At 68.0% G+C, this 22,921-nt stretch carries 20 protein-coding genes; 14 read left to right on the plus strand and 6 right to left on the minus strand.

Annotation, left to right across the window (positions count from 1 at the left end; genetic code table 11):
* Positions 1 to 2,060 (minus strand): ESPR domain-containing protein (locus AC5P8R_RS18940; protein WP_495223729.1); only part of this gene is annotated, 2,060 nt, incomplete at its 3' end.
* Between the two features lie 235 nt (positions 2,061 to 2,295).
* Positions 2,296 to 3,276, minus strand: coding sequence for an AraC family transcriptional regulator (locus tag AC5P8R_RS18945; protein ID WP_032962548.1), 981 nt, complete (start codon positions 3,274 to 3,276; stop codon positions 2,296 to 2,298).
* Positions 3,277 to 3,969: 693 nt separating this feature from the next.
* Between AC5P8R_RS18945 and AC5P8R_RS18950 the strand changes: the two genes are divergently transcribed.
* The 13 genes from AC5P8R_RS18950 (at position 3,970) to AC5P8R_RS19010 (ending at position 16,567) form a co-directional block, all read left to right on the plus strand.
* A complete protein-coding gene (locus tag AC5P8R_RS18950; RefSeq protein ID WP_005416979.1) occupies positions 3,970 to 4,158 on the plus strand; it encodes a Flp family type IVb pilin in 189 nt (62 codons plus the stop codon).
* A gap of 89 nt (positions 4,159 to 4,247) precedes the next feature.
* Positions 4,248 to 4,793, plus strand: a complete 546-nt coding sequence (locus AC5P8R_RS18955) for an A24 family peptidase (RefSeq protein ID WP_046431106.1) — start codon at positions 4,248 to 4,250, stop codon at positions 4,791 to 4,793.
* Entirely contained in the window at positions 4,790 to 5,266 is a 477-nt protein-coding gene (locus AC5P8R_RS18960; RefSeq protein ID WP_032962550.1) for a TadE/TadG family type IV pilus assembly protein, read from the plus strand. The genes AC5P8R_RS18955 and AC5P8R_RS18960 overlap by 4 nt, the downstream gene beginning before the upstream one ends.
* Positions 5,267 to 5,291: 25 nt before the next feature.
* Positions 5,292 to 6,326 carry a Flp pilus assembly protein CpaB gene (gene cpaB, locus AC5P8R_RS18965; RefSeq protein ID WP_495223730.1) on the plus strand — a complete coding sequence of 345 codons (1,035 nt, stop codon included), beginning with the start codon at positions 5,292 to 5,294 and terminating at the stop codon, positions 6,324 to 6,326.
* Positions 6,327 to 6,344: 18 nt separating this feature from the next.
* Complete coding sequence (locus AC5P8R_RS18970; protein WP_032962552.1) at positions 6,345 to 7,703, plus strand: type II and III secretion system protein family protein; 1,359 nt, start codon at positions 6,345 to 6,347, stop codon at positions 7,701 to 7,703.
* 27 nt (positions 7,704 to 7,730) lie between these two features.
* A complete protein-coding gene (locus AC5P8R_RS18975; RefSeq protein ID WP_041863560.1) occupies positions 7,731 to 8,987 on the plus strand; it encodes a CpaE/TadZ family protein in 1,257 nt (418 codons plus the stop codon).
* Positions 8,972 to 10,321 (plus strand): TadA family conjugal transfer-associated ATPase, encoded by a 1,350-nt coding sequence (locus AC5P8R_RS18980; RefSeq protein WP_014647459.1) that lies wholly within the window; start codon positions 8,972 to 8,974, stop codon positions 10,319 to 10,321. The genes AC5P8R_RS18975 and AC5P8R_RS18980 overlap by 16 nt, the downstream gene beginning before the upstream one ends.
* Before the next feature lie 2 nt (positions 10,322 to 10,323).
* The gene (locus AC5P8R_RS18985; RefSeq protein ID WP_495223731.1) at positions 10,324 to 11,280 is read left to right on the plus strand and encodes a type II secretion system F family protein; all 957 of its coding nucleotides are present in this window, start codon (positions 10,324 to 10,326) and stop codon (positions 11,278 to 11,280) included.
* Positions 11,281 to 11,308: 28 nt separating this feature from the next.
* Positions 11,309 to 12,244: a type II secretion system F family protein gene (locus AC5P8R_RS18990; RefSeq protein ID WP_495223732.1), complete on the plus strand. Its 936-nt coding sequence runs from the start codon at positions 11,309 to 11,311 to the stop codon at positions 12,242 to 12,244.
* Positions 12,244 to 13,134, plus strand: a complete 891-nt coding sequence (locus AC5P8R_RS18995) for a tetratricopeptide repeat protein (RefSeq protein WP_032962555.1) — start codon at positions 12,244 to 12,246, stop codon at positions 13,132 to 13,134. The genes AC5P8R_RS18990 and AC5P8R_RS18995 overlap by 1 nt, the downstream gene beginning before the upstream one ends.
* The gene (locus tag AC5P8R_RS19000) at positions 13,131 to 13,592 is read left to right on the plus strand and encodes a DUF3613 domain-containing protein (protein WP_049440896.1); all 462 of its coding nucleotides are present in this window, start codon (positions 13,131 to 13,133) and stop codon (positions 13,590 to 13,592) included. Before AC5P8R_RS18995 ends, AC5P8R_RS19000 begins: the two co-directional genes overlap by 4 nt.
* 8 nt (positions 13,593 to 13,600) lie before the next feature.
* The gene (locus tag AC5P8R_RS19005; protein ID WP_075077223.1) at positions 13,601 to 15,751 is read left to right on the plus strand and encodes a TadG family pilus assembly protein; all 2,151 of its coding nucleotides are present in this window, start codon (positions 13,601 to 13,603) and stop codon (positions 15,749 to 15,751) included.
* A gap of 105 nt (positions 15,752 to 15,856) precedes the next feature.
* Positions 15,857 to 16,567, plus strand: coding sequence for a DUF2968 domain-containing protein (locus tag AC5P8R_RS19010; RefSeq protein ID WP_014647465.1), 711 nt, complete (start codon positions 15,857 to 15,859; stop codon positions 16,565 to 16,567).
* A 75-nt stretch (positions 16,568 to 16,642) separates the two neighbouring features.
* Here AC5P8R_RS19010 and AC5P8R_RS19015 read toward each other — a convergent pair whose 3' ends face one another.
* On the minus strand, positions 16,643 to 17,029 hold the full coding sequence (locus AC5P8R_RS19015) for a hypothetical protein (protein WP_014647466.1): 387 nt from the start codon (positions 17,027 to 17,029) through the stop codon (positions 16,643 to 16,645).
* A gap of 186 nt (positions 17,030 to 17,215) precedes the next feature.
* Between AC5P8R_RS19015 and AC5P8R_RS19020 the strand changes: the two genes are divergently transcribed.
* Positions 17,216 to 18,040 (plus strand): alpha/beta fold hydrolase, encoded by an 825-nt coding sequence (locus tag AC5P8R_RS19020; RefSeq protein ID WP_014647467.1) that lies wholly within the window; start codon positions 17,216 to 17,218, stop codon positions 18,038 to 18,040.
* A 113-nt stretch (positions 18,041 to 18,153) separates the two neighbouring features.
* Here AC5P8R_RS19020 and AC5P8R_RS19025 read toward each other — a convergent pair whose 3' ends face one another.
* The 3 genes from AC5P8R_RS19025 to AC5P8R_RS19035 are packed head-to-tail and all read right to left on the minus strand — an operon-like array spanning position 18,154 to position 22,903.
* Complete coding sequence (locus AC5P8R_RS19025; RefSeq protein ID WP_495223733.1) at positions 18,154 to 19,800, minus strand: MFS transporter; 1,647 nt, start codon at positions 19,798 to 19,800, stop codon at positions 18,154 to 18,156.
* Positions 19,794 to 21,077, minus strand: a complete 1,284-nt coding sequence (locus AC5P8R_RS19030; protein WP_329889973.1) for an alginate export family protein — start codon at positions 21,075 to 21,077, stop codon at positions 19,794 to 19,796. Before AC5P8R_RS19030 ends, AC5P8R_RS19025 begins: the two co-directional genes overlap by 7 nt.
* Positions 21,056 to 22,903 carry an amidohydrolase gene (locus AC5P8R_RS19035; protein ID WP_495223753.1) on the minus strand — a complete coding sequence of 616 codons (1,848 nt, stop codon included), beginning with the start codon at positions 22,901 to 22,903 and terminating at the stop codon, positions 21,056 to 21,058. Before AC5P8R_RS19035 ends, AC5P8R_RS19030 begins: the two co-directional genes overlap by 22 nt.
* Positions 22,904 to 22,921: the final 18 nt, after the last annotated feature.

Raw genomic sequence — 22,921 nt, forward strand, 5'->3', positions numbered from 1 at the left:
CCACCCACCGCACTGCCGACGGTACCGTTCAATGCGCCACCGACTGCGCCCACCGTGTTGTTGAGCGTGCCGCCCACTGCACCGCCGACCTGGCCAACCGTGCCGTTCAGTGCGCCACCCACCGCACTGCCGACGGTACCGACAGTGCCGTTCAGAGCGCCACCGACTGCGCCTACCGTGTTGTTGAGCGTGCCGCCCACTGCACCGCCGACCGTACCGACAGTCCCGTTCAGAGCGCCACCCACGGCGCCGCCGACCTGGCCAACCGCGCCGTTGAGCGCGCCGCCCAATGCACTGCCAACAGTGCCGACAGTACCGTTCAGAGCACCGCCAACTGCACCACCGACTGCGCCGACCGTGTTGTCGAGCGTGCCACCCACTGCGCCGCCGACCTGGCCAACGGTGCCGTTCAGAGCTCCACCCACCGCACCGCCGACGGTACCGACGGTGCCGTTCAGTGCGCCGCCAACTGTGCCGACCGTGCCGTTCAGAGCACCGCCAACTGCACCACCGACTGCGCCGACCGTGTTGTTGAGCGTACCGCCCACTGCGCTGCCGACCTGGCCAACGGTGCCGTTCAGAGCGCCACCCACGGTGCCGCCGACCGCACCGACCGTGTTGTTGAGCGCGCCGCTCACGGTGCCGCCAACTGTGCCTGCCGTGCCGTTCAGTGCACCGCCAACTGCACCACCGACCACGCCGACTGTGTTGTTGAGCGTGCCGCCCACTGCACCGCCGACCGCGCCGACTGTGCCGTTGAGTGCACCGCCCACTGCGCCACCGACTGTTCCGACAGTACCGTTCAGAGCGCCGCCCACTGCGCCACCGACCGTGCCTACCGTGCCGTTCAGTGCACCGCCAACTGCACCACCGACTGCGCCCACCGCGTTGTTGAGCGTGCCACCCACTGCACCGCCGACCGCGCCGACTGTGCCGTTGAGTGCACCGCCCACTGCGCCACCGACTGTTCCGACAGTACCGTTCAGAGCGCCGCCCACTGCACCGCCAACCGTGCCAACGGTGCCGTTCAGCGCACCACCCACCGTGCTACCGACCGCACCCGCGGCACCGTGAAGCGTCCCGCCGACAGCATCCACTGCTCCGCCCACCAGACCGCCGACGCCCAGCGCGCTGTGCTGCGCGGCTACGGTTGCCTGCCCGGCCAGCTTCAGGTTGCGATCGGCGACTACTTCCTGGCCGTCCGGCGCCTGCACGCGCACCTTGCCCGCGGCGCCGGCATCGAACGCGGCACTGATGGCGCGATCATGCGTGTCACCCGGCAGTTCCTCCTTGGCCGGCAGCGTGACCGCCGCCGTCGCCCGGGCCTGGCCCTGCCCCACGATGTGATGGCCAGCCACCGCCAGATGCGCGTCGGTGTCGCCGTCGACAGAGGCCTTCAGGGACGAACCGCTGAGGCCCGCTGCCGCCTGGGCACCCGAATCGATCGAAGCGACCTGATGGCCAGCGATGCCGACCTTGGCCCTGGCGCGCGCATCGGCAGCCACGCCCAGCGGCGCCTGCGCGCCCGGCGCAACGTGCGCTGCCAGCGATGCATCCACCTGTGCCGCCTTGATCGCAGTGTTGCCCAGGCCGACAGTGGCGCGTACATCGGCCGCCAGCGCCGGCACGGCCACCTGCTTCGGCGTGGTGTTCGCTGCCAGCTTCACCTGCACGGCGGCCGGCAATACGTCACGCACCACCGGCAGCGATGTGGTGTTCAACTGCAGGCCCAGGCGAGCGTCCGCACTGATCGCAGGGCTGCTCTGCGCCTGTCGCGCGGCGGCAGCCAAGGCCACTTCCGCGTCGACCTTGACCGGCATCGGCTGCGCATACTTCGCCGCAAGCGCTTGCAGGTCGCGCAGCGACTGATTGGTTTCCGATGCCCCTGCGTGGCCGCTGGCCAGCGCGCACAGCAGTGCCAGGGCCAGCGCGGTGGGCATCAGCAGGAAGGCGCGCGGATCGCGTGCGGCACCGCCGCCGCTGTCGCCGGTGGCCAGTTCCGAGGCCACAACCAGAGCATTGAGCTGGCGGTTCCATACACGCCGGTAGATGCGGTTCATGAGCATTTCCCCCGTAGGCGAACAACTGGAATGTCAGTGGACTTGCCGTTAGGCAGGTGACTGACATTTCAGCGGTTGCAACGGTGGCGGCGCACTTCAATCCGGCACGGCAATCGCGCATTCCGGCAAATCCACGGCCGGAATCGGCAGCCGTTTATGCAGAAGCGGCAACATGATCGGCAAGCGGATGTGCAATTCCGGCACGAATGCCGCGAAAACCCTTGCGGGGCTTGGCTCAGGCCGGTTGGCCGATCTGCGCGGGCGCGCGCATCAGGGTATCGCGCGGCAGTTCGCCGAATACCTTGCGGTAATTGTCGGCGAAGCGCGAAAGATCCCACAGGCCGCAGCTGAGGGCGATGGCTTTCACCGAGCGACGGCTGGAATCGGCCATCGACAGGCTGCGGCAGGCCGCGCACAGGCGCAGCATGGAGAGATACCGGTTGGGCGAGGTTCCAAACAGGTCCTCGAACGCATAACGCAGGCCGCGCTCGCTGACCCCAGCCGCATCGCAGATTTCATTCATGTAGATATTGCGGCGCAGGTTGAGCCGCATGAAGTTCTCTGCCCGCTGTGCGATCAGATAATGCGTACGCCGTGCACGGCTGCAACCCGGGCGATCCGCCGCACCGGCACCCAGAAGGGCCTGCACATGCTCGTGCAGCAGGGTTTCAGTTTCTTCCGGCTGCAGGCCTGCACCCTGCCCCAGCTGCAGGTGCAGCTGCTGGTAGTGGCGTGCCAACGGCGTGCCTTCGCTGGCCAGATTGAACAGTGACAGTGCCTGGCCAGCGGGAGGCGTGCTGCGCAGGCTCAGTTCGGTCAGCTTGCGCTGCACCCGTGCCACCGGCAGCAGCATCAGGGTCATGTGCGTGCCTGGGCTCAGGGTGAACTCACTGATGCCTTCCGGCATGATCGTCAACGCCATCCCCGGCGTGAGCGGTACGCCATGGCACCAGCTCAGCGTCTCATCGGTGGCGTGCAGGTACCCGAGCATCGCCCAGTCCGGCGGCAGCATGAAACGGCCGCGGCAGTGGAAACCGCAGCTGATGCTGCAGAACAGGGCTTCCTCGTGCACGCGCGAAGCGAATGCCGCACGTGGCCCATTGCCATCGAGCAGCAGCAGTTCGACATCACAGACACGAAGCACGCCGCTCAGCGTGGCCAGGTCTATCGACCGCAGGCCGCTGTCGCCGCTGTCTCCTACCCCACCATCGACCATGACAGTGTTGTCCCCCGTTGATCCGCCATGCGATGCGGCCCCCACTGCCTGACAGGGCGCGCAGCGATCCAGAAACCACTTCCGTTGTCGTGCAGGCCGCATCGGCTCCGATGCGGCCAACCATGGAAATGCAACAGCTTGAATGCGAGTATGCCCGATAATCGGCGAAGGTAAACCCGCGGGCTGCAATGAAGAAAAAAGATACACAGATGAAGAAAATGTCGGCGCCATTGGCATGGTCCTCGCATGCGCCGGAAAATGGAAATCACATAATCTGCACGACCATGAATCGTTTTGCCTTCGAACGGATTCTCGTCACAGAAACGGCCTGAAAGTTTCAGCATCGCGGGGTTTCTGCCGAATTTGCATATAGGTTCCTGTTGCAGCCAACTTCCATTCAGGCAAAGTCGATAGCACGGTGATCCGGCCAACTGATCCGGCCGCACCCAGGGGGACAGCATGACCACGCACGCATCATTGGATGCCTCGACCACCGGCCCCGGGCCGAGCGGTCGCGACCGTGCGGCTGGCGGCCTGCCTGGAGACGATCACCCTGCTTGAGCACAGCGGGCCCATCCCGCCGTGCCTCCTCCGCCAGGACGCGCGGAGGCCCACGGACGATCCCGGCGGAGCCGGGCCACCGCCCAACGCAGGTGTACTGCATCCGCAGACAGGTAGAGGGAGACATTGGTCATGAACGCATCGATCCGCAAATTCCTGAAGGAAGAAGACGGTGTCACCGCGCTCGAGTACGGGCTGCTGGCTGCCGTCATCGCTGGTGTCCTGATCGCGGTCGGCAACGACCAGATCAAGGGGTTCTTCGAAACGCTGTTCAAGAACCTCTCCGCACTTGCCACCAAGGCGTCGGGCTCGACGACCTGAGCGGCGACCGCGCGCGGCCGGCAGAGCCGCGACGGTGAGGCGCATGGAACCAGGCGAAGACCGTCCAGTGACGGACGACGGAGTGTGCGATGACACTGCTGGGATTGTTGGCCATCGGCGTATGCCTGCGGATCGCGATCAGTGATCTGTATGCCCGTCGGGTGCCCAACGCCTGGCTGATCGCCGCTTGCGTGATCGCCACCGTGGTGATCGTCTTCGGCCAGTTCAGTGCGCCGCGCCAGCCGTGGCTGCCCCACGTTGCCGGCGCGGCGCTCGGCCTGTTGGCGCTGCTGCCGTTCTATGCCCTGCGCTGGATGGGCGCCGGCGACGTGAAGTTCTTTGCCGTGCTGGGGCTGATGCTGGGCTGGCAGGCGCTGCTGCCGGTCTGGCTGGTCGCCAGCCTCGCCGCCGGGTTGCACGCCGTGCTGGTGCTGGCGGGCCGGCGCCTGGGCGTGTTGCTGCCCGGCCACCTGCAGATGCAGGTGAATCGCACCAGCACGCAGTGGCACGCGCATCCGGCCCTGCGCGACATGCAGGCCGCACGCCAGGGACGACGTGGCATTCCCTATGCCGCCTACCTCGCACTCGCCGCCATCGGCTGGGTGCTGGCAAGCATCTACGGAGGTGCACCATGAACATCCGCAGCCCGCGCCGGCAACGCGGCGTCGCCAGCATCGAGTTCGCCCTGATGCTGATGCTCGGCCTGTTGCCGCTGCTGCTGTTCACCTTCTCCGGGGTGATGATCATGGCAGCGCAGCAGACCCTGGCCACCGCCTCGGCCGAAGGTGCGCGCGCCTCGCTGCGCTACGGCACCGCCGGCGAACGGCGCACCGCCGCCTGCGTCGCCGCACGCACCTCGATGCAATGGCTGCTGCAGTTCTCCAAGCAGAACGTGGACTGCAGCGCGGGGGGCAGCAATGCCATCGTGGTGTCCGCGCAGGCGCCCTGCGCCGGCCTGGCCACGGCCCAGTGCATGACCGTGACAGTCAGCTACGACTACGCCAGCCATCCCTTCCTGCCCGGCACCGCCACGCTCTACAAGTGGGTGATGCAGGCTCCCATCCGCAGCGTCGCGGTCGCCCAGCTCGATCTCGGCAGCGGCAACTGATGACCGGTATTTTGGAGACGGTTCCATGCTCAAGTTGACCCGCATCGCTGCCGTCGCCCTGATCGGCCTGGCCGTGCTGCTGGCGCTGATCGCCTTCATGATCGGGCGCAAACCGGCCGCACCGGTCACGGCCGCGCCGATCGCGCACAACGAAGTGCAGGCCATCACGGTGGTGGAAGCCGTGGCGCGCCTGCCCGCGGGCGAGCCGATCAGCGCCAACGACCTGCGCCTGGCCCAGCGCACCTCCCCCGTCGCCGGTGCCGCCACCGGCATCGCCGCCGTGGTCGGCAAGGTGCCGGTGCAGGACATCGCCGAAGGCAGCCCGGTCAGCAGCAGCGCATTGGCACAGGGCTTCTCTCTGCAGCTGCGGCCGGGCGAGCGCGCACTGGCCGTGCCCGTGGACGAACTGGTTGGTGCCGGCAACCGCATCCTTCCCGGTGACTTCGTCGACGTCTTCCTCAACCTGCGCAATGCCCAGCCCGGCATCAACAGCCCCGCCGAAGCCGCGCAGACGCGCCTGCTGCTGTCGCGCCTGCGCGTGCTGAGCTATGGGCAGCAGGACATCGCGCCGGTCGCCTCGGAAGCCACCTCCAATAGCGAGGCCGACACCCGCAACGACCCGCGCGCGGCCGACATCACCGGCAGTGGCGGCAGCCACAGCAGCAATGAAGCCCCGCAACCCGCGCGCAGCGCGGTGCTGGCGGTACCGGTGGCGGACGCCAATCGACTGCTGCTGGGTGCGCAGCAGGGCAAGCTGTTCCTGGCGCTGCGCAATCCCGCTGATACGGGCCTGCCCGACCTCGCACTGTTCCCTCAGTCGCGCGGCGTGATCGATCCGCTGCGTGGGCTCGACGCAGAGCAGCAGCTGGCACTGCAGCGCCCGGAGAACCACGCCTTCGCCGGTATCGACGGCGACGCGCTGGCCGGCCGCGGCAGCGCCCCGCCACGCAGCAACGCGGATGCACCCGCGCGTGCGCCGGCGCCCCGTCGCAGCGCCCCGCGCGCTTCGGGTATCGAGATCATCCGTGGCGACAGTTCCGCCCCCCGTGGCTCCCTTTGACCTGCATCGAGCGCATCCATGACCGAACGTCGCCGCCGTCCACGCCTTTCTCCCCGCCAGCGGTGGCTGGCCCTGCTGCTGGTGCTGCTGGCACCGGCAACGAGCGTGGCCGCCGATGACCTGGTGCTGCAGGCCCGTGAGCAGCGTCCCTGGAACCTGCCGGCCGACCTGGAACGGGTGGCCATTGCCGACCCCGGCGTTGCCGACATCGTGATGCTGCGCGGCCAGCGCCAGGCGCTGCTGGTGGGCAGGATGCCCGGCACCACCACCCTGCTGCTGTGGCACCGCAAGCAGGCCGAGCCGCAACGGGTGACAGTACGGGTGCAGAGCGCCGTACAGGGCGCGGCCAGCACCGGCGGCAACGATCTGGTGTTCACCCAGCAGGACCAGCAGGGCCTTTTGCAGGGAAGCACTGACAGCGTGCTCTCGCACATGCAGGAACAACGCACGGCGGCGATGGCACTGGGCAAGGAAGGTGCGCTTGCCGATACGTCCACCATCAGCAGCGGCGGTGTGGTCCAGGTCGAGGTCAAGGTGGTCGAGTTCAACAAGACCGCGATGAAGCAGATCGGCATCAACTTCCAGAACCGCAACGGCGGCTTCGCCTACGGCTTCGCGCGGCCCGGCACCGGGTTGCCGGGCAACACCGGCCTGCTGCCCGGCATGAAGGAAGGCAACAGCAGCAACGAGGCCGTCTCGCCGATTTCCTCGGCATTCCGCCTTGTTTTCGGCTCGACCAAGGGGCTGTGGAACGCCGATGTCGAACTGCTGCAGGCCAATGGCATGGCCCGCGTACTGGCCGAGCCGACGCTGGTGGCGCTGTCCGGGCAGAGCGCCAGTTTCCTGGCCGGTGGCGAACTGCCGATCCTGGAACCGCAGGGGCTTGGCACTACCACCATCACCTACAAGCCGTTCGGCATCGGCCTGACCGTGACCCCGACCGTGCTGGCAGCGAACCGCATCGCGCTGAAGGTAGCGCCCGAAGCGAGCGACCTGGACTACAGCAATGCCATTGTGCTCAACAACGTGCAGATTCCCTCGATCACCACCCGCCGCGCCGACACCACCGTCGAGCTGGGCGATGGCGAGAGTTTCGTCATCGGGGGCTTGGTCAGCTCCAACATCGTCTCCAACGTCAGCAAGATTCCGCTGCTGGGCGACCTGCCGATCATCGGCTCGTTCTTCCGCAACTTCGATTACAAGCGCCAGGACAAGGAGCTGGTGATCATCGTCACCCCGCGCCTGGTGCAGCCACTGGCGCGCAACACCGAACTGCCGCTGCCCGGCGAACGCGAAGCCAGGCCGCATCTCCCCGAGTGGGGTTCCTGGTTGCTGGGTCCGGTCAGCCAGGACCCGGTGCCCGGATTCTCGCGCTGACTCCATGATGCCTGCGATACCACGCCCATGCCCTACGCCACCGCCCAGCCGCTGCATCCGCAAGGACCGCCAATGAACCTGGTCCTGTACGGCATCGACCGCGAACTGCTGCCCCGGCTGGCCGCCAAGCTGCCGCCGAGCACCGCCCTGCATTGGCAGGACAGCAACGCCCCCACCTCCGCCCAGGACCTGCAACGCGGCCCGCAGAGCCTGGTGCTGCTCGACTTCCGGCCCGAGCATGCGGCCGCCTCGAGCGTGCTGGCGCAGCAGCTGCAGCAGACCCAACCGGACCTGCCCCTGGTGGCCGTGGGCGCCACCAGCGCCGGCCAGGTCGAAGGCGTGGTGATCGCGCTGCGCGCTGGTCTGCGCGATGTACTGGACCTGGACAGTGACGACGCAGGCATCGAGGCGGCCTTGCGGCGCGCCCTGTCTCCGCGCCCGGCAGCGGTTGCCCAGCACGCACACAAGGCACGCCTGATCGTGCTGCTGGGTGTGCGCGCCGGCGTCGGCACCAGCACCCTGGCCGCACATCTTTCGGTGCTGGCGCAGCAGACGCGCGCCCTGGCCCAGGGCGAAGCCGTGCAGCAGGACGGCCTGCTGATGGAGCTGGCGCAGCCCTCCGGCGACCTCGCGCTGTACCTCAATCTCGACAGCCGCTTCCACTACGAAGACGCGCTGCGCAATGCCAGCCGCATCGATGCCACCCTCGCCCGCACGGCCATGGCGCGCCATGACTCCGGGCTGGTGCTGCTGGATCGTGCCAGTGGCAGCGATGCCGTTCCGCCCTCCGATCCTGGCGCGCTGCTGCAGCGCCTGCGCGGCGTGTTCGCCAGCGTGCTGTGCGATGCCGGCGGCTGCCCGTTGCGGCAGCTTCCGCCCTTGTTGCTGGACCAGGCCGACGAGATCTGGCTGGTCACCGATGCCTCGATCGCCACGCTGGTTTCTCTGGACCAGGCCCTGAAGCACCTGGCGGGCCAGCGTGAGCGCGAGAAGCGCCTGCAACTGGTGATCAACCGCCACGATGACAGCAGCGGCATGAGCCCGGAACAGATCGCACGCCGCTTCGAAGTACCGCTGCTGGCGACGCTGCCCGAACGACCGCGCGTGCGCCTGGCCGCCAGCCAGGGACACCTGCTGCTGCAGGATGCCCCGCGCGACCCCTATCTGCGTGCCCTCGCCCCGCTCGTGTCGCGCCTGGATCCGGCCGCCTGCCCGGTCCAGCCGCATGGCCTGCGGGAAAGACTCTCCCTTGCCCTGGGTGGATCGCAATGGAAGACAAGGTAACCCCGTTCCCGCATGCCGTTGCCCGCCCGGTACTGCCCGAATCTGCCCCGGGCCACCTGCCGTTCGCGCAGACCGAGCAGTACCAGAAGGTGCTGTCGGCCGCGCATGAGCATCTGCTCAACAGCATCGAGGACGAGCGCATCGACATCGATTCCTGGGCCCCGGACACCATCGCCCGCTGGGTGCAGGTGCAGACCGTGGGCTTCATCCAGGAATGGCGCATCCCGATCAACGAAGAAGAGATGCAGGTGGTCGCCGAGGGACTGGTCAAGGAGCTGACCGGTTTCGGCCCGCTGGACGACCTGCTCCACGACCCCTCCATCGAAGACATCCTGATCAACGGCTTCAAGGACGTGCACGTTTCGCAGGGCGGACAGCTCAAGCGCGCCACCCAGCGCTTCACCGATGATACCCACCTGCTGCGCATCCTGCGCCGCATCCTCGCCCCGCTCGGCCGCCGGCTGGATGATTCCAATCCGATGGTCGACGCGCGCCTGCCCAACGGTGGCCGCCTCAACGCGATCATCTCGCCGCTGGCGGTGGACGGACCGATGGTGTCCATCCGCAAGTTCCGCAAGGACCCGTTCACCCCCGACGAACTGCTCGCCAAGGGCACCTTCGACGCACCGATGCAGGCACTGCTGAAGGCGATGGTGCTGGGGCGCTGCAACATCCTGGTCTCCGGCGGCACCAGCTCGGGCAAGACCTCGCTGCTCAATGCCCTGGCCAGCTACGTGCCGGCCGATGAGCGCGTCATCACCGTGGAGGACACCGCCGAGCTTTCGCTGAACCATCCGCACGTGGTGCGCCTGGAGAGCCGCATCGGCGGCGCCGAGGGCCAGGGCGCGGTCAGCATCCGCGACCTGGTGCGCAACAGCCTGCGCATGCGCCCGGACCGCATCGTGGTCGGCGAAGTGCGCGGCGCTGAAGTGCTGGAAATGCTGCAGGCGATGAACACCGGCCACGACGGATCGATGGCCACCATCCACGCCAACACGCCGCGCGACTGCCTGTACCGCATCGAGATGCTGGCCGGGTTTGCCGGCTTCCAGGGCAGCGAAGACAGCCTGCGCCGGCAGATCGCCAGCGCCATTGATTTCATCGTGCAGATCTCGCGACTGGGCAGCGGGCGCCGGGTGCTGGTCTCGATCACCGAGATCACCGGGGTCAGCGACAACCTGATCACCACCCAGGAGATGTTCCGCCACGAGGTGCAGATCGATGGCACCGGCCGCGAGACCGACCGCTGGATCGGCCTGGGCTTCCATCCGCATTCGCACAAGCTGGAGCCGTTCCGCCAGCAGCTGCGCGAATCACTCTACGGGGACTTCTGAACATGGGCACCGGCCTGCTGCTGGGCGTGTTGAGCATCATCTCGGTGCTGCTGGCGCTGGCCGTCTGGCTGTGGGGTACCGCCAGCAGCCGTGAACAGCGCCAGGCCTCGCTGCAGCACACCGAGCAGCAGCTGGCACGCGGCAGCACGGCCGGTGCGGTGCCGGCCGGGCCTGCCGTTGCGGCGGCGAACGATTCGGCCCGCCCCGCCAGCAGTGGGAACCGCGCATTACCCTGGGATGGCGTCCTGCAGCGCGCCGGCCTGCAGCCGGGCTGGAAGCTGCCACTGATGCTGCTGGTACCGGGACTGGTGCTTGCGGTCGTGGCGGCGGTGCGGCTGGGCACGGCCTGGATGTTTCCGCTGACCCTTCTGCTGTACCTGCTGGGCTGCTGGCTGTGGGTGATGCGCCGGATCACGAGACTGCGCGCGCAGCTGCTGCACCAGATGCCGGACTTCCTCGACAACCTGGTCCGCCTCACCGCGCTGGGCAACAGCCTGCAGGCCGCGTTCCAGGTGTCTTCGATGCAGACCAGCGCGCCACTGCGCGGCCTGCTGGACACCACGGTGCGCTATGCGCGCAGCGGCATGGAGCTGGATCGTGCATTGAGCCTGGCCGCACAGCCGTACCGGATGGACGTGCTGAAGGTGCTGGCAGTGGTGATCGGGGTGAGCGTGCGCATCGGCGGGCGCGCCGACCAGATCCTGCAGCGCATGGGTGATTTCATGCGCGACCTGGAGCAGGCCCAGCAGGAGCTGGCCGCCACCACTTCGGAAACCCGCATGTCGGCCTGGGTATTGGGGCTGCTGCCACCGGCCAGTGCGGTGCTGATGGCGATCTCCAGCCCGGCGTTCTTCCAGCCGGTGCTGCATGACCCGCTCGGCCACAGGATCCTGCTGATCGCACTGGGCCTGGAACTGCTCGGGGCGTTGCTGCTGTACCGCCTGGCCAAATCGCTATGACCGCCCGCAGCTACCCGGGAGGTGCCCGATGAGCGCCAGCGCCTGGTTCGCCCTTTCGCTGCTGGTGCTGGCAGCGGGCGTCGCCCTGCTCGGCATTGCCGGCTGGGTGCGCAGCCATCGCGAGCACCGCACCTCGGCCGCGCTGAAGACCGCCCTGCAGCCGCGCGAGGAAGCCCGCGACACCGAGGCCACGCGCCGCGACTCGCTGGGCTGGCTCGAGCGCTTCGGGCGCTCGCTCAGTGGTGGCCGCCTGGAGGCCGCGCTGCTGGCCAACGAGGACAGGTTGCTGCTGGACCTGGCCGGCTGGAACACGCGCCGCGGCACCGCCATCTATCTCGGCCTGCGCCTGTTGCTTGCGCTGCTGGTGCTGGCGCTGGCGCTGGCGTTCAGCAGCGCGCACGGTCTGGCCAGGGTGATGGTGGTGATCGGTGCGCTGGCGGCCGGGCTGCTGCTGCCCAAGTTCGTGCTGTCGTCGTGGGTCAAGCGCCGCCGCCGCGCGGTCGAGAACGAACTGCCCTTGCTGATCGACCTGCTGCGCCTGCTGCAGGGCGTGGGCTTCAGCATGGACCAGAGCCTGCAGACGCTGGGCGACAAGCTGCGCGATGCGTTGCCGGTACTGGGCGGCGAACTGCAGGAAGCCAACGTGGCCTACACCCACGGCCGCACCCGCGCGCAGTCACTGCGGCGCTTGAGCGAGGTCTACGCCGATGACGACCTGGCCAGCCTGATGCAGCTGATCCTGCAGGTGCATGCGCACGGCGGCGCCGTGCAGGAACCGCTGCGCCAGTTCAGCATCCGCCTGCGCGAGCAGCGCCGCAACACGTTGAAGGAAAAGGTCGGCAAGCTCTCGGTGAAGATGACCGTGGTGATGATGCTGACCCTGTTGCCGGCACTGATGCTGGTGCTTGCCGGTCCAGCGCTGGTCGCGCTGGCCACCGCCATGTCCAAGATGGGATCGCCCTGATGCCTGCCCTGCGCACCCCCTGCCTGCTGCTTGCCGTCGCCCTCGCCACCCTGGCCAGTGGCTGCGCATCGACCACGCCGAAGTACGTGCGGGCGCCCAGCCTTGCGCCGCCGGAGCCCGATCCGCAGGACAGCCGCAACACCTATCTGGAGCTGATCGAGCGCATGCAGCAGCAGGGCGCCTGGTATGCCTCGCTCGCCCACGTGGAGGCCTTCCGCCAACGCTATGGTGATCGCCCCGCCCTGCGCCTGCTGCAGGCCGACGCCCTGCGCGAGACTGGCCAGAGCGACGCAGCGGTAGCGCTGTATCGCGAGCTGTCCAGCGGGCCACAGGCCGCTGCGGCCGCCCACGGCCTGGGCCTGATCGCTGCACGCCGCGATGACGACGCCGGCAGCGAACAGGCGCTGGCGCGCGCCACGCAACTGCAGCCCTTGAACACCGACTACCTGGGCGACCTGGGTTATGCGCGGCTGCGCGCCGGCCAGTTCGACCAAGCGCGCGAGCCGCTGGCCAAGGCCCTGGAACTGTCGCCAGGCAACGCCAAGGCCACGGCCAATCTCGCACTGTGGGCGCTCCTGCGCGGCGACCAGGCCACCGCGGAGCGCCTGGCGGCACAGGCCAACCTCAACGACGAAACGCGCCGCAGCATCCAGCAGCAGGCCCAGCAGATCCGCACGCGCCTGCAGCAGCGGCAGGCGGCGGCCGCCGTCAACGCCCCTGCGCCTGCGTCCGCGGCCAGCAGCGAACACGGCGCCCGTGCGTCGGGCAGCACCCGGCTGGCAGCCGAACCACGCCGCGAAGCACGTGACGAGCGCGATCCGCAGCGCCTGCCACCGTCGATGCTGGAACGCTTCAGCACCACCGAACACCCGACCGGAAGCACACCATGACTGCGATGCGCCTGACCCGACGCCTGTTGCCCGTGCTGTCCTGCCTGCTTGCTGCCGGTGCCGTGCAGGCCCAGCAACAGCCATTGACCGGACAGATGCTAGGTGGCCCCTTGCCGTCGGCACCGGCCGCAGCACCGATGCAGGCCGAGCCGCTTCCCACCGTGGAGCTGGCCGCACCCGCCGCATCCGCGGCGGTGGCAGCGGTGCCACCGGCACTCCCCGCAACCGACGGTGCCCCGCCGGCAACACCGCGTGCGCGCCTGCAGAGCGGCGAAGCCACCCGCAACCTGTTCCGCCTGCAGGCGTCGGGACAGCAGGCCGGCCAGCGCCTGCCGATCCTGGGTGACCAGGCCACCCTGAGTTATGCGCGTTACCTGAAGAGCTTTGAACACGAGATTCCGGACTTCTTTGAGACCGATGTTGCCCGGTCCAAGGATGCCTCCTCCTCCGGACGCTGAGGTAGGCCATGAAACGCCCACGCCAGTTCAGTTTCGGCCGCGCACGCGGCGGCATGTCGGTCACCATGATGCTGGTCATGCTGGCCTTGCTGGCGATGCTGGGCCTGATCGAGATCGGCTATCTGTTCTGGGCCAAGCGCGATGCGCAGAAGGTTGCCGATCTGGCCGCACTGGCCGGCGCGCAGCGACTGGAGTTGTGCAGCGCGGACAACAGCGACAACAGCGCCGCCCGGCAAAGCGCACTGGCCCAGAACAGGTTCGCAGGCACCTTGCAGGTCCGCTGCGGCAACTGGAGTGCCAGCCGCGGTACCAGCAACCGTTTCGTCACCAGCGTTGATGCCAGCAACCCGCGCAATGCGGTGCAGGTGATCGCCGAGCGCAGCGTGCTGCCCTTCTTCGGCCAGAACACCAGCCTGCCGACCGTCAGCGTGCAGGCGGTCGCCCGCCGCTCGGAGCCCACGGCGGTGTTCGCGGTGGGCTCGCAGCTGCTGCGCACCAATGGCGATTCCGTACTGCTGTCGACCCTGCGCCTGGTCGGCCTGGATGTCAGCAATGCCACGGTGCTGTCCTATGACGGTCTGGCGCAGGCCAACGTCACCCCATCCGGCCTGCTGAAGGCACTCAACATCCCGGTGAGCGCCAACCTCAGCGTGGCCGATTTCAACCGCCTGCTGTCGGTCAACAAGATCTCGCTGGCGCAACTGGTCGATGCCACCGCCACCGTGGTCGGCCGTGACTCGACGGTGGGCGTGCAGCTGCGCGCCCTGTCCGACCTGGTCGCCACCCAGCTGGACATCAACAAGCTCAACATCGTGCTCGGCAGCCAGGCCGGCGGCGGCGGGCTGTTCGCGGAAGTTGTCTCACCCGACGGCACCGTCGGCAGCGCACTGGAATCGAAGATCAACGTGCTCAACCTGATCAGCACCGCCATCTCCATCGCCAACGATGGCAACGGCGTGACGATCAAGGGGCTGGACCTGCTGGGCATCAACATCCAGGGCGGCGTGGTCGAGCCGCCGTCGATCGCCATCGGCGGCGTCGGCACCCGCGCCTACAATGCGCAGGTGCGGCTGATGGTGGACGTGGACAGCAACAACCTGTTCGCGCTTGGGCCGCTGCTGAACCTGCTCGGCACGCGCCTGCACCTGCCGCTGCACGTCGACGTGGCCAACGGCATGGGTACCCTGACCGGCATCCAGTGCGGCGGCAGTCCCCCCAAGGCCACCATCCAGGTCGATTCATCGGTGCTGCGTGCCTGCGTCGGCAACGTCGACCCCGCACAGCGATTCTCCAAGGCCAATGTCTGCGACGCCACGCTGCAGAACGAACAGCTGTTGAAGCTGCTGGGCCAGCCGCTGATCAACGACAGGATCACCCTGCCCGCCCTCACCGGCTCACAGAACCTGACCCTGGCTGCGGGCGAGACCGGCTCGACCCGGATCAATCCGCTCGCGATCGGTGACGCAGTGTCGAGCCTGGTCAACGAGCTGCTGCGGGTGCTGTCGGGCATGCTCAGCTCGCCCAAGCAGGGCATGAGTGCCAACGACACGGCCAAGGCGCTGGCCGATCGTTACCTGCAGGCGGCCTTTCCCACTGGCGGACGCTACAACGTCGACCAGGTCATCCCGCTGCTGCGCGATGGCGATCCGGCACGCAACCTCGCCCCGCTGGGCAACTGGACGGTGAAGAATGGCGTCCCCAAGCCCTGCCTGCTGGGCCTGACCACCTGCTGGGAAGACGGTTCGGTGTGGACCGGTTACAGGACGACCGTCACCGGCCAGGGCCTGGGCCTGCTCGATGGCCTGCTCGGCTCGCTGGTCGGCGGCCTGCTGATCAACCGCTGCGACAGCCTGCTCGGCAACCTGATCGACTACAACGGCTGCGTGCGCAACAACCTGGCGTCGTACATCCAGACCGCGCCGGCGGGTTTCCTCGATGGCGCCAGTGGCAGCGGCGTCGCCAACCCGGACGGAAGCGTCAGCTGCAGCGGCCTGCTGTGCACCGTGCTGAAGCCGATCCTGGCCGCACTGCGACCGGTGCTCAACAGTGTCGGCACTCTGCTGACCAACCTGCTGGCCAGCGTGCTGGGCCTGGAACTGGGCCGGACCGACGTCAACGTGCAGTCGATCCAGTGCAGCGCGGCACAGCTGGTCTATTGAAATCGCGCCGTGACCGCCGCCCTTGGCGGCGCCCGCGCCCATGCTAGACTCCCGGCGGGGAACCACCTTCATCTCAACCCACACTCATCCGTGGATGGTCTAGACATGCGAGAAACTTCAGGGGGCGCGGTCTTCGCCCGGCACGCGCGCAACGCAGCAGTGCTGGCCGTGGCCATGATGCTGGTGGCACCGGCGGCGATGGCCGCGCGTGGCGACCGCGAGGCTGCAGCCGAACCGGCGCGCAGCGCGCCGGTGGTGCGCAATACCGTGGACGAGCTCAAGCAGTTGATGGATTCGCGCCAGCTGACCGAGTTGCGCACCACCTACAACGGCAACTACGGCGCCAGCCTGCTGTTCAACGCCAATACCCTGACCTACTACGTCGCCCTGTTCCAGGAGAAGAACTTCTGGCGAGTGATCAAGACCGATGCGGTGGACAACGCCGAACGTGTCTACCGCACCTTCGCGCAGCAGTCCGAGCAGCTGGCCCAGGTCTACATCGACACCACCCGCCTGGAAGCCGGCAAGCGCTACACCGAGCGCCTGGTGGCCTACAACGAAGAACGCCTGCGCACCCTGCAGCAGGAAATGGAACAGCAGCAGGCACAGTCGGCGCAGGTCAGCGCCGCCCTGCAGCAGGCCCAGCAGCAGGCAGTCAGCCTCAGCACCGATGTGCAGAGCACCAACAGCCAGCTGGACGCCCTGCAGCGCCGCATCCAGATCCTGCAGGCCGAACAGGGCAACCCGGAGTTGAGCCTGCCCAAGCCGGACAGCGTGCCCTCGCCGGCACCGGCCGCCACCAGCGACGGCCGCTGAGAGCTGCACTCACGGCATTGCACACGACGGCGCCCCAGGGCGCCGTTGTTGTTTTCGGCGCTTCAGTGCACAACTTCACTGGCAGGCGTCGTAGACTGCATCATCCAGCTGCCGGCGCTGCACGAAATCCAACCGCCGACGTTTGAGCAGCGCCTGTCCGCGCTGGCGGCGCACACGCTCGCAGGCCGCCGCATCCGTACTGATCGTGATCAATGCGCCCTGCGCCCGGACGGCACGACGCGGGCGACGCGACGGCTTCGATGGCGTGACTGCGGGAACCACCGCCCCACGGGACAATGACTGCTCCGCCGGGACATCCCAGCGCCACGCCGCCCGGCCCTGGCAGGGTGTCTGCTGGTAGACCGGATGCGGTCCATCCACGCATTTGTAGACATTGGTCTGAGCCGGCGCGGCCATCGGCAACAGCAGGCACAACAGCAGGGACCATCGCGTGGCGGGCATCCGGGCATTCCACAGGCGGGCTGCGGACATCCTCGGCGCGCGACTCGGGTCCCGCCAGAGCGATATGCGTCACATCCTCTGCAATCCAGCACAGCGGTGCAAGTCCGTCGCCGGCACCTGCGCTGTACTGCCGAAGGCACCGGCAGCCTGCCGGTGCCTTCCCTCCCTTCCGCCAAGGAACCTGCAATGAGCAACTTCGTCACCGTCGCCGACGGCGCCCGCATCTTCTACAAGGATTGGGGCAACGGCCAGCCGATCGTGTTCGCCCACGGCTGGCCGCTGTCGTCCGATGCCTGGGACCCGCAGATGCTGTTCATGGGCCAGAACGGTTACCGCGTGATCGCCCACGACCGCCGCAGCCACGGCCGTTCCAGCCAGACCTGGGACGGCAACAACATGGACACCTACGCCGACGATCTGGCTGCAGTGATCGAGGCGCTGGACCTGAAGGACGCGATCCTGGTCGGCCATTCCACCGGCGGCGGCGAAGTGGCCCACTACATCGGCCGCCACGGCAGCACGCGCGTGGCCAAGGTGGTGCTGGTCGGCGCCGTGCCGCCGCTGATGCTCAAGACCGCCGGCAACCCGGCCGGCACCCCGCTGGAGGTCTTCGACGGCATCCGCAAGGGCACCGGCGGCGACCGTTCGCAGTTCTTCAAGGACCTGACCACCCCGTTCTTCGGCGCCAACCGCGATGGCAACACGGTCACCCAGGGCATGCGTGATGCGTTCTGGCTGCAGGGTATGCTCGGTGGCGTCAAGGGCCAGTACGACTGCGTGCACGAATTCTCGGAAGTGGATTACACCGAAGACCTGAAGAAGATCGACGTGCCGGCACTGGTCGTGCACGGTGATGACGACCAGATCGTCCCGTTCGATGCCTCGGCCAAGCTCTCCTCGCAGATCATCAAGAATGCCGAACTGAAGGTATACGCCGGTGCCCCGCACGGCCTGACCATCACCCACGCCGAGCAGTTCAACGCCGACCTGTTGGCGTTCGCGCGCAGTTGATGTGCCGCGGCGGCACTGTAACGGTGCCGCCGCCCCTTCGATCGCAAAAAGGGGACGGAGGGGATTAAGTCGTTTGTGCACAAACGACTTAATCCCCTCCGTCCCCTTTTTTTTCAGATGTCGGTGTGGTGATGCGGCACAGCGACAGGCAGCGGGTCATGCCCACCCACGAAGTGGCGCACCACCGGCGCACGCTCACCGCGATGCAATCCGCGCAGCACTTCCTGGATCGCCCTGTCGTCGGCGGTGATGCGTTCGTGCTGGCGCAGGTGCTCCAGCCACGACGGGGTCACGAAATACTCCAGGTGGATGCCTGGACTGGCCACGTCCTCGACCACGCCCCAGACCACGGCGCCATCGCGGCGGCGGATGGTGCCCAGTGTGCGCATCTGCGCCTGGAACGCGGCGCGATCAGCATCGTCAATGCGGTACTCGATGGTCACCAGCACCGGGCCTCGATCATTGGATACCGGTACCGACAGTTCGGGGGCTGGCCAGTGCCCCGCCGGACGCAGGTTCAGGTCTTCGGTGCCGGCGATGCGCACGCGCCACACCAGCAACCCGCCGATGACCGCACCCGCGGCAGCCACCAGCAGGGCCAGCTCCGGCGAGGTGCGCTGAGCCAGTGCGCCCCAGCTCAGGCCGCCGGCGGCCATGCCGGCAGAGAACACCATGATGTACAGCGCCAGCGCACGCGCACGCACCCACGCCGGCACTGCGGTCTGCGCCGCGATCTGCAGCGACGACAGCACGGTGATCCAGGCAAAGCCATTGACCAGCATCACCAGCGGCAGCACGTACCAGCTTCGGGTCAGCGCCAGCCCGACCAGGCTCATGGCCAGCGACAGGGTCGCCAGCAGCACCAGCAGGTCGCGATCCAGCTGCGCGCGCAGCTTCGGCAGCAGCAGCGCACCCCCCACCGCACCGATGCCGATGCAGCCGAGCAGCATGCCGTACTGGCCCGCCCCGCCCTGCATCTGCCCACGCACCACCACCGGCAGCAACGCATTCATCGCTGCGGCGAAGAAGAAGAAGCCGACCGACTTGATCAGCACCGCCTGCAACCGCCCGGCGCGGCTGGCATAGCGCAGGCCCGCTTTCAGGCCCGCACCGAAGCCTTCCGGCGGCAGGCTGGACTGCTTCGGGTCGCGCTTCCAGCCCCACACCACGAACAGCATCGCGGCGAAGGTGATGGCGTTGAAGCCGAAGGCCCAGACCGCACCGAGCTGGGCGACGATCACGCCGCCGATGGCCGGGCCGATCGAGCGCGCGATGTTGATGCCGATCGAGTTCAGCGCCACCGCCGAGGCCAGCATCGGCTGCGGCACCAGTTCGGACACGATAGCGGCCTGCGCCGGCATCGCCATCGCCGCACCGCAGCCCATGCAGAAGGTCAGCAGCACCAGCAGCTGCGGGGTCAGCATGTCCATCGCGGTCAGCGCAGCCATCACGGCGGCGACCAGCAGCATCCAGCCCTGGGTGGCCAGCAGGTACCTGCGGCGATCAACGATGTCGGCCAGGGTTCCGGCGGCCAGTGCCAGCAGCACGATCGGCAAGGTGGTGGCCGACTGCACCAGGGCCACCATCAACGGCGAGCCGGTACGTTCGGCCATCACCCAGGCGGCGGCCACGTCGTTGACCCAGGTGCCGATGTTGCTGGCCAGGATCGCCAGCCAGATCGAGCGGAACATCTGGATCTTCAGTGGGGACCAGGCGCCTGCGGCCTGTGCGGGGGGTTGCGACGCGGTTGCGTTCACCATTGCCATGCTCCAACGATCGAGGCGAACAGCGTGTCCCGGCCGCCGGCCTGCTTCAGTGCAGGCCCGGCATCGACCCAGGCCAGCTGCAGCTGCCATTGCCAGTGTTCGCTGGCCTGCCAGCGGGTTTCGGATTTGTACTGCGTGCCGATGCGGCGCGCGCCGCCGGCGCTGCCCGGCAACGCCACCAGCGGTGCCGGCGTGGTGTAGACCGCATCGGCGCGACGATGCTTCCAGGCCATCTGTACGCCCAGTTCCGTGGTCACCGCGTCGTGCAGGCGCAGTGTCAGGGTCGGCTGGACGTCCATCAGGTTGGCCGGGGCCAGCAGGCTGGCCTCGCTGAAATAGGCCGATTTCGGGAACAAGGCATTGAAGGTGCCCAGGCGGCCGTCGTGCAGATTGCCATCGCCACTGGCGATGTCGGCCTTCAGCCCCAGACGCGGCTGCAGCGGCAGGTCCGTCCAGCGCCACCCCGTATCGGTGGCCAGCGTCCAGGCGTGGATAGCGAGCGTGCCAGCGGTCGTTCGCAGTTCACCGCCCTGCGCCACCAGCTCGCTGTTCCAGTCCAGTGCACCAGCCTGGCCGAACCAGCGCGCGCCCAGGGTCTGCCGACGTTCGGTGCCGCTGCCGGCGGCAAAGCGCGCGCCGTCGCGACGGTAGTCCAGCAGGTACAGATCCCATTGTCCCGCGCCCCGCCCGCGTGCCGTGGTGGCATAGACACCCCACAGGTGGGCGCCGTGTTCGCCGCGATCATCGAGGGCACCCGGTCGGTTCTCCAGCGGACGCAGCGCCATCAGTTCAAGCGTGCCGGATCTACCCTTCCAACCCACGCGCGCACCGTCGAACGCCAGGCGGATGTTCGGCCCATCGCGCACCGACAACAGCCGCGAGCTGCCATAGCCGGCTTCCTGCCGGCCGAGTTGCAGATGGAAGCCACCGCGCTGCCAGCGCCAGTACGCCTGCTGCACGTCCAGCGCGCTGCGGTCGGTGCGGCCGGGTCCACCTGCCTTGCCATTCTCGGCATGCACGCCCAGCTGCACCCGTGCCTGCCAGTTGTCCTCGACATACGTGGCCGACGCCAGTGCACGCAGCAGACCGTAGCCGTCTTCACTGCCGCCGATACCGAATCGGGCCGGGTGGTAGTACAGGCCACGCACGCGCAGTGAGGCATCCCACTGCAATTGGCCGTCGCCGACGTCGCTGCAGCGGCCGCCGTCGCAGGCCAGCCCCAGCGCTGGCGCGGCCAGCAGCGCCAGGCTCAGAAGGCGAAGCACGAGCATCCCATCGCGCCCCAGAACGCGGTCAGGTCATCGGTGGGTGCCGCATGCCGGGCCGCATGCCCGTGCGCGCCGTGGGTGCTGCAGGCGACACCGTGATGGTGGCGATGGGCGGCGGCCAATCCGGTGGCAGCACCGCCGACGTGGTAGCCACCGAAGCGGTTGACCGGCGACCAGTCCGGCATCGCCGGCGGCAGCTGCGGCGCCAGGCCGGCGTAATCGCCGTCGGCGTGCACGATGCGGCCGCCGACCACGGTCAGCAGGCTGGTGATGTCGGCGATCTGCGCGTCATCAACGCGGAAGAAGTCGGCCGAGAGCAGGATGAAGTCGGCCAGCTGGCCCACCTTCAGCGTGCCCTTCACCGCTTCGTCGCCGGAGAGCCAGGCGCTGCCCTGGGTCCACAGGCGCAGCGCCTGTTCGCGCTCGAGCAGGTTCTCATCGCCATACAGGGCCAGCCCGCCCACGGTGCGCCCGGTCACCAGCCAGGACAACGCCACCCACGGGTTGTAGCTGGCCACGCGGGTGGCATCGGTACCGGCACCGACCGGCACGCCTTCGGCCAGCATGCGCTTGACCGGCGGCGTGTGCCGCGCCGCCTGCACGCCGTAGCGCTCGACGAAGGCTTCGCCCTGGTAGGCCATGCGGTGCTGCACGGCGATGCCGCCGCCCAGCGCGCGGATGCGTTCGATGTTGCGCGGGGTGATGGTCTCGGCGTGGTCGATGAACCAGTGCAGGCCATCGAACGGCACCTCGCGGTTGACCTGTTCGTACACATCGAGGATGCGGGTGATGCTCTCGTCATAGGTGGCGTGGATGCGGAAGGGCCAACGCTTCTCGACCAGCAGTTTCACCACATCGTGCAGTTCCGGTTCCAGCTCAGGCGGCAGTTCCGGGCGCGGCTCGTTGAACAGCTCGAAGTCGGCCGCGGAGAACACCAGCATTTCGCCAGCGCCGTTGTGGCGCAGCAGGTCATCGCCCTGGCGCGGCTGCAGTATCTCGCTCCAGCCGCGGAAGTCGTCCACTTCCTTGCCCTTGTTCTGGGTGAACAGGTTGTAGGCGATGCGCACCGTCAGCTGGTCATCGCGATGCAGCTGCTCGATGACCTGGTAGTCCTCGGGGTAGTTCTGGAAACCACCGCCAGCGTCGATCACCGAGGTGATGCCGAGCCGGTTCAGTTCGCGCATGAAGTGGCGCGTCGAGTTGGCCTGGTACTCGATCGGCAGGCGTGGCCCCTTGGCCAGCGTCGCATACAGGATCAGCGCGTTGGGCTTGGCCAGCAGCAGCCCGGTCGGGTTGCCCAGCGAGTCACGCACGATCTGCCCGCCCGGTGGATCCGGCGTGTCCTTGCTGTAGCCGCAGGCGCGCAGCGCGGCGCGGTTGAGCAGCGCGCGGTCATACAGGTGCAGCAGGAACACCGGCGTATCCGGCGCAATGTCGTTGAGCTCCTGCAGCGTCGGCAGGCGCTTCTCGTTGAACTGTGCGGCAGTGAAGCCACCGACCACGCGCACCCACTGCGGTGCCGGGGTGCGGTCGACCTGGGCCTTCAACATGTCCAGCGCGTCGCCCAGCGAGCGCAAACCGTCCCAGCGCAGCTCCAGGTTGTAGTTCAGGCCACCGCGGATCAGGTGGGTATGGCTGTCGTTTAGGCCGGGCAGCAGGCGCCGGCCCTGCGCGTCGATCAGGGTCGCTTCATTGCCCCAGCCGCGCATGATCTCCTCATCGCTGCCGACAGCGACGATGCGGCCCTCCTGAACGGCCAGCGCCTGCGCGTGCGGCTGCTGCGGGTCGAGTGTGGTGATGCGGGCATTGCGGATGACCAGCGTGCTCATGCGACGCTCCTTGGAAGT

This window comes from Stenotrophomonas sp. YJH_SMC_73 (assembly GCF_059370155.1).

Excerpts from the sequence above, each read along its gene's own strand:
- AC5P8R_RS19015 (WP_014647466.1), bottom strand. The coding sequence starts at position 17,029 with ATGCCCGCCACGCGATGGTCCCTGCTGTTGTGCCTGCTGTTGCCGATG.
- AC5P8R_RS18970 (WP_032962552.1), top strand. The coding sequence starts at position 6,345 with ATGACCGAACGTCGCCGCCGTCCACGCCTTTCTCCCCGCCAGCGGTGG.
- cpaB (WP_495223730.1), top strand. The coding sequence starts at position 5,292 with ATGCTCAAGTTGACCCGCATCGCTGCCGTCGCCCTGATCGGCCTGGCC.
- AC5P8R_RS19010 (WP_014647465.1), top strand. The coding sequence starts at position 15,857 with ATGCGAGAAACTTCAGGGGGCGCGGTCTTCGCCCGGCACGCGCGCAAC.
- AC5P8R_RS18945 (WP_032962548.1), bottom strand. The coding sequence starts at position 3,276 with ATGGTCGATGGTGGGGTAGGAGACAGCGGCGACAGCGGCCTGCGGTCG.
- AC5P8R_RS19035 (WP_495223753.1), bottom strand. The coding sequence starts at position 22,903 with ATGAGCACGCTGGTCATCCGCAATGCCCGCATCACCACACTCGACCCG.
- AC5P8R_RS18955 (WP_046431106.1), top strand. The coding sequence starts at position 4,248 with ATGACACTGCTGGGATTGTTGGCCATCGGCGTATGCCTGCGGATCGCG.
- AC5P8R_RS19000 (WP_049440896.1), top strand. The coding sequence starts at position 13,131 with ATGACTGCGATGCGCCTGACCCGACGCCTGTTGCCCGTGCTGTCCTGC.
- AC5P8R_RS18960 (WP_032962550.1), top strand. The coding sequence starts at position 4,790 with ATGAACATCCGCAGCCCGCGCCGGCAACGCGGCGTCGCCAGCATCGAG.
- AC5P8R_RS18985 (WP_495223731.1), top strand. The coding sequence starts at position 10,324 with ATGGGCACCGGCCTGCTGCTGGGCGTGTTGAGCATCATCTCGGTGCTG.
- AC5P8R_RS18950 (WP_005416979.1), top strand. The coding sequence starts at position 3,970 with ATGAACGCATCGATCCGCAAATTCCTGAAGGAAGAAGACGGTGTCACC.
- AC5P8R_RS19025 (WP_495223733.1), bottom strand. The coding sequence starts at position 19,800 with ATGGTGAACGCAACCGCGTCGCAACCCCCCGCACAGGCCGCAGGCGCC.
- AC5P8R_RS18975 (WP_041863560.1), top strand. The coding sequence starts at position 7,731 with ATGCCCTACGCCACCGCCCAGCCGCTGCATCCGCAAGGACCGCCAATG.
- AC5P8R_RS18995 (WP_032962555.1), top strand. The coding sequence starts at position 12,244 with ATGCCTGCCCTGCGCACCCCCTGCCTGCTGCTTGCCGTCGCCCTCGCC.
- AC5P8R_RS18990 (WP_495223732.1), top strand. The coding sequence starts at position 11,309 with ATGAGCGCCAGCGCCTGGTTCGCCCTTTCGCTGCTGGTGCTGGCAGCG.
- AC5P8R_RS18980 (WP_014647459.1), top strand. The coding sequence starts at position 8,972 with ATGGAAGACAAGGTAACCCCGTTCCCGCATGCCGTTGCCCGCCCGGTA.
- AC5P8R_RS19030 (WP_329889973.1), bottom strand. The coding sequence starts at position 21,077 with ATGCTCGTGCTTCGCCTTCTGAGCCTGGCGCTGCTGGCCGCGCCAGCG.
- AC5P8R_RS19020 (WP_014647467.1), top strand. The coding sequence starts at position 17,216 with ATGAGCAACTTCGTCACCGTCGCCGACGGCGCCCGCATCTTCTACAAG.
- AC5P8R_RS19005 (WP_075077223.1), top strand. The coding sequence starts at position 13,601 with ATGAAACGCCCACGCCAGTTCAGTTTCGGCCGCGCACGCGGCGGCATG.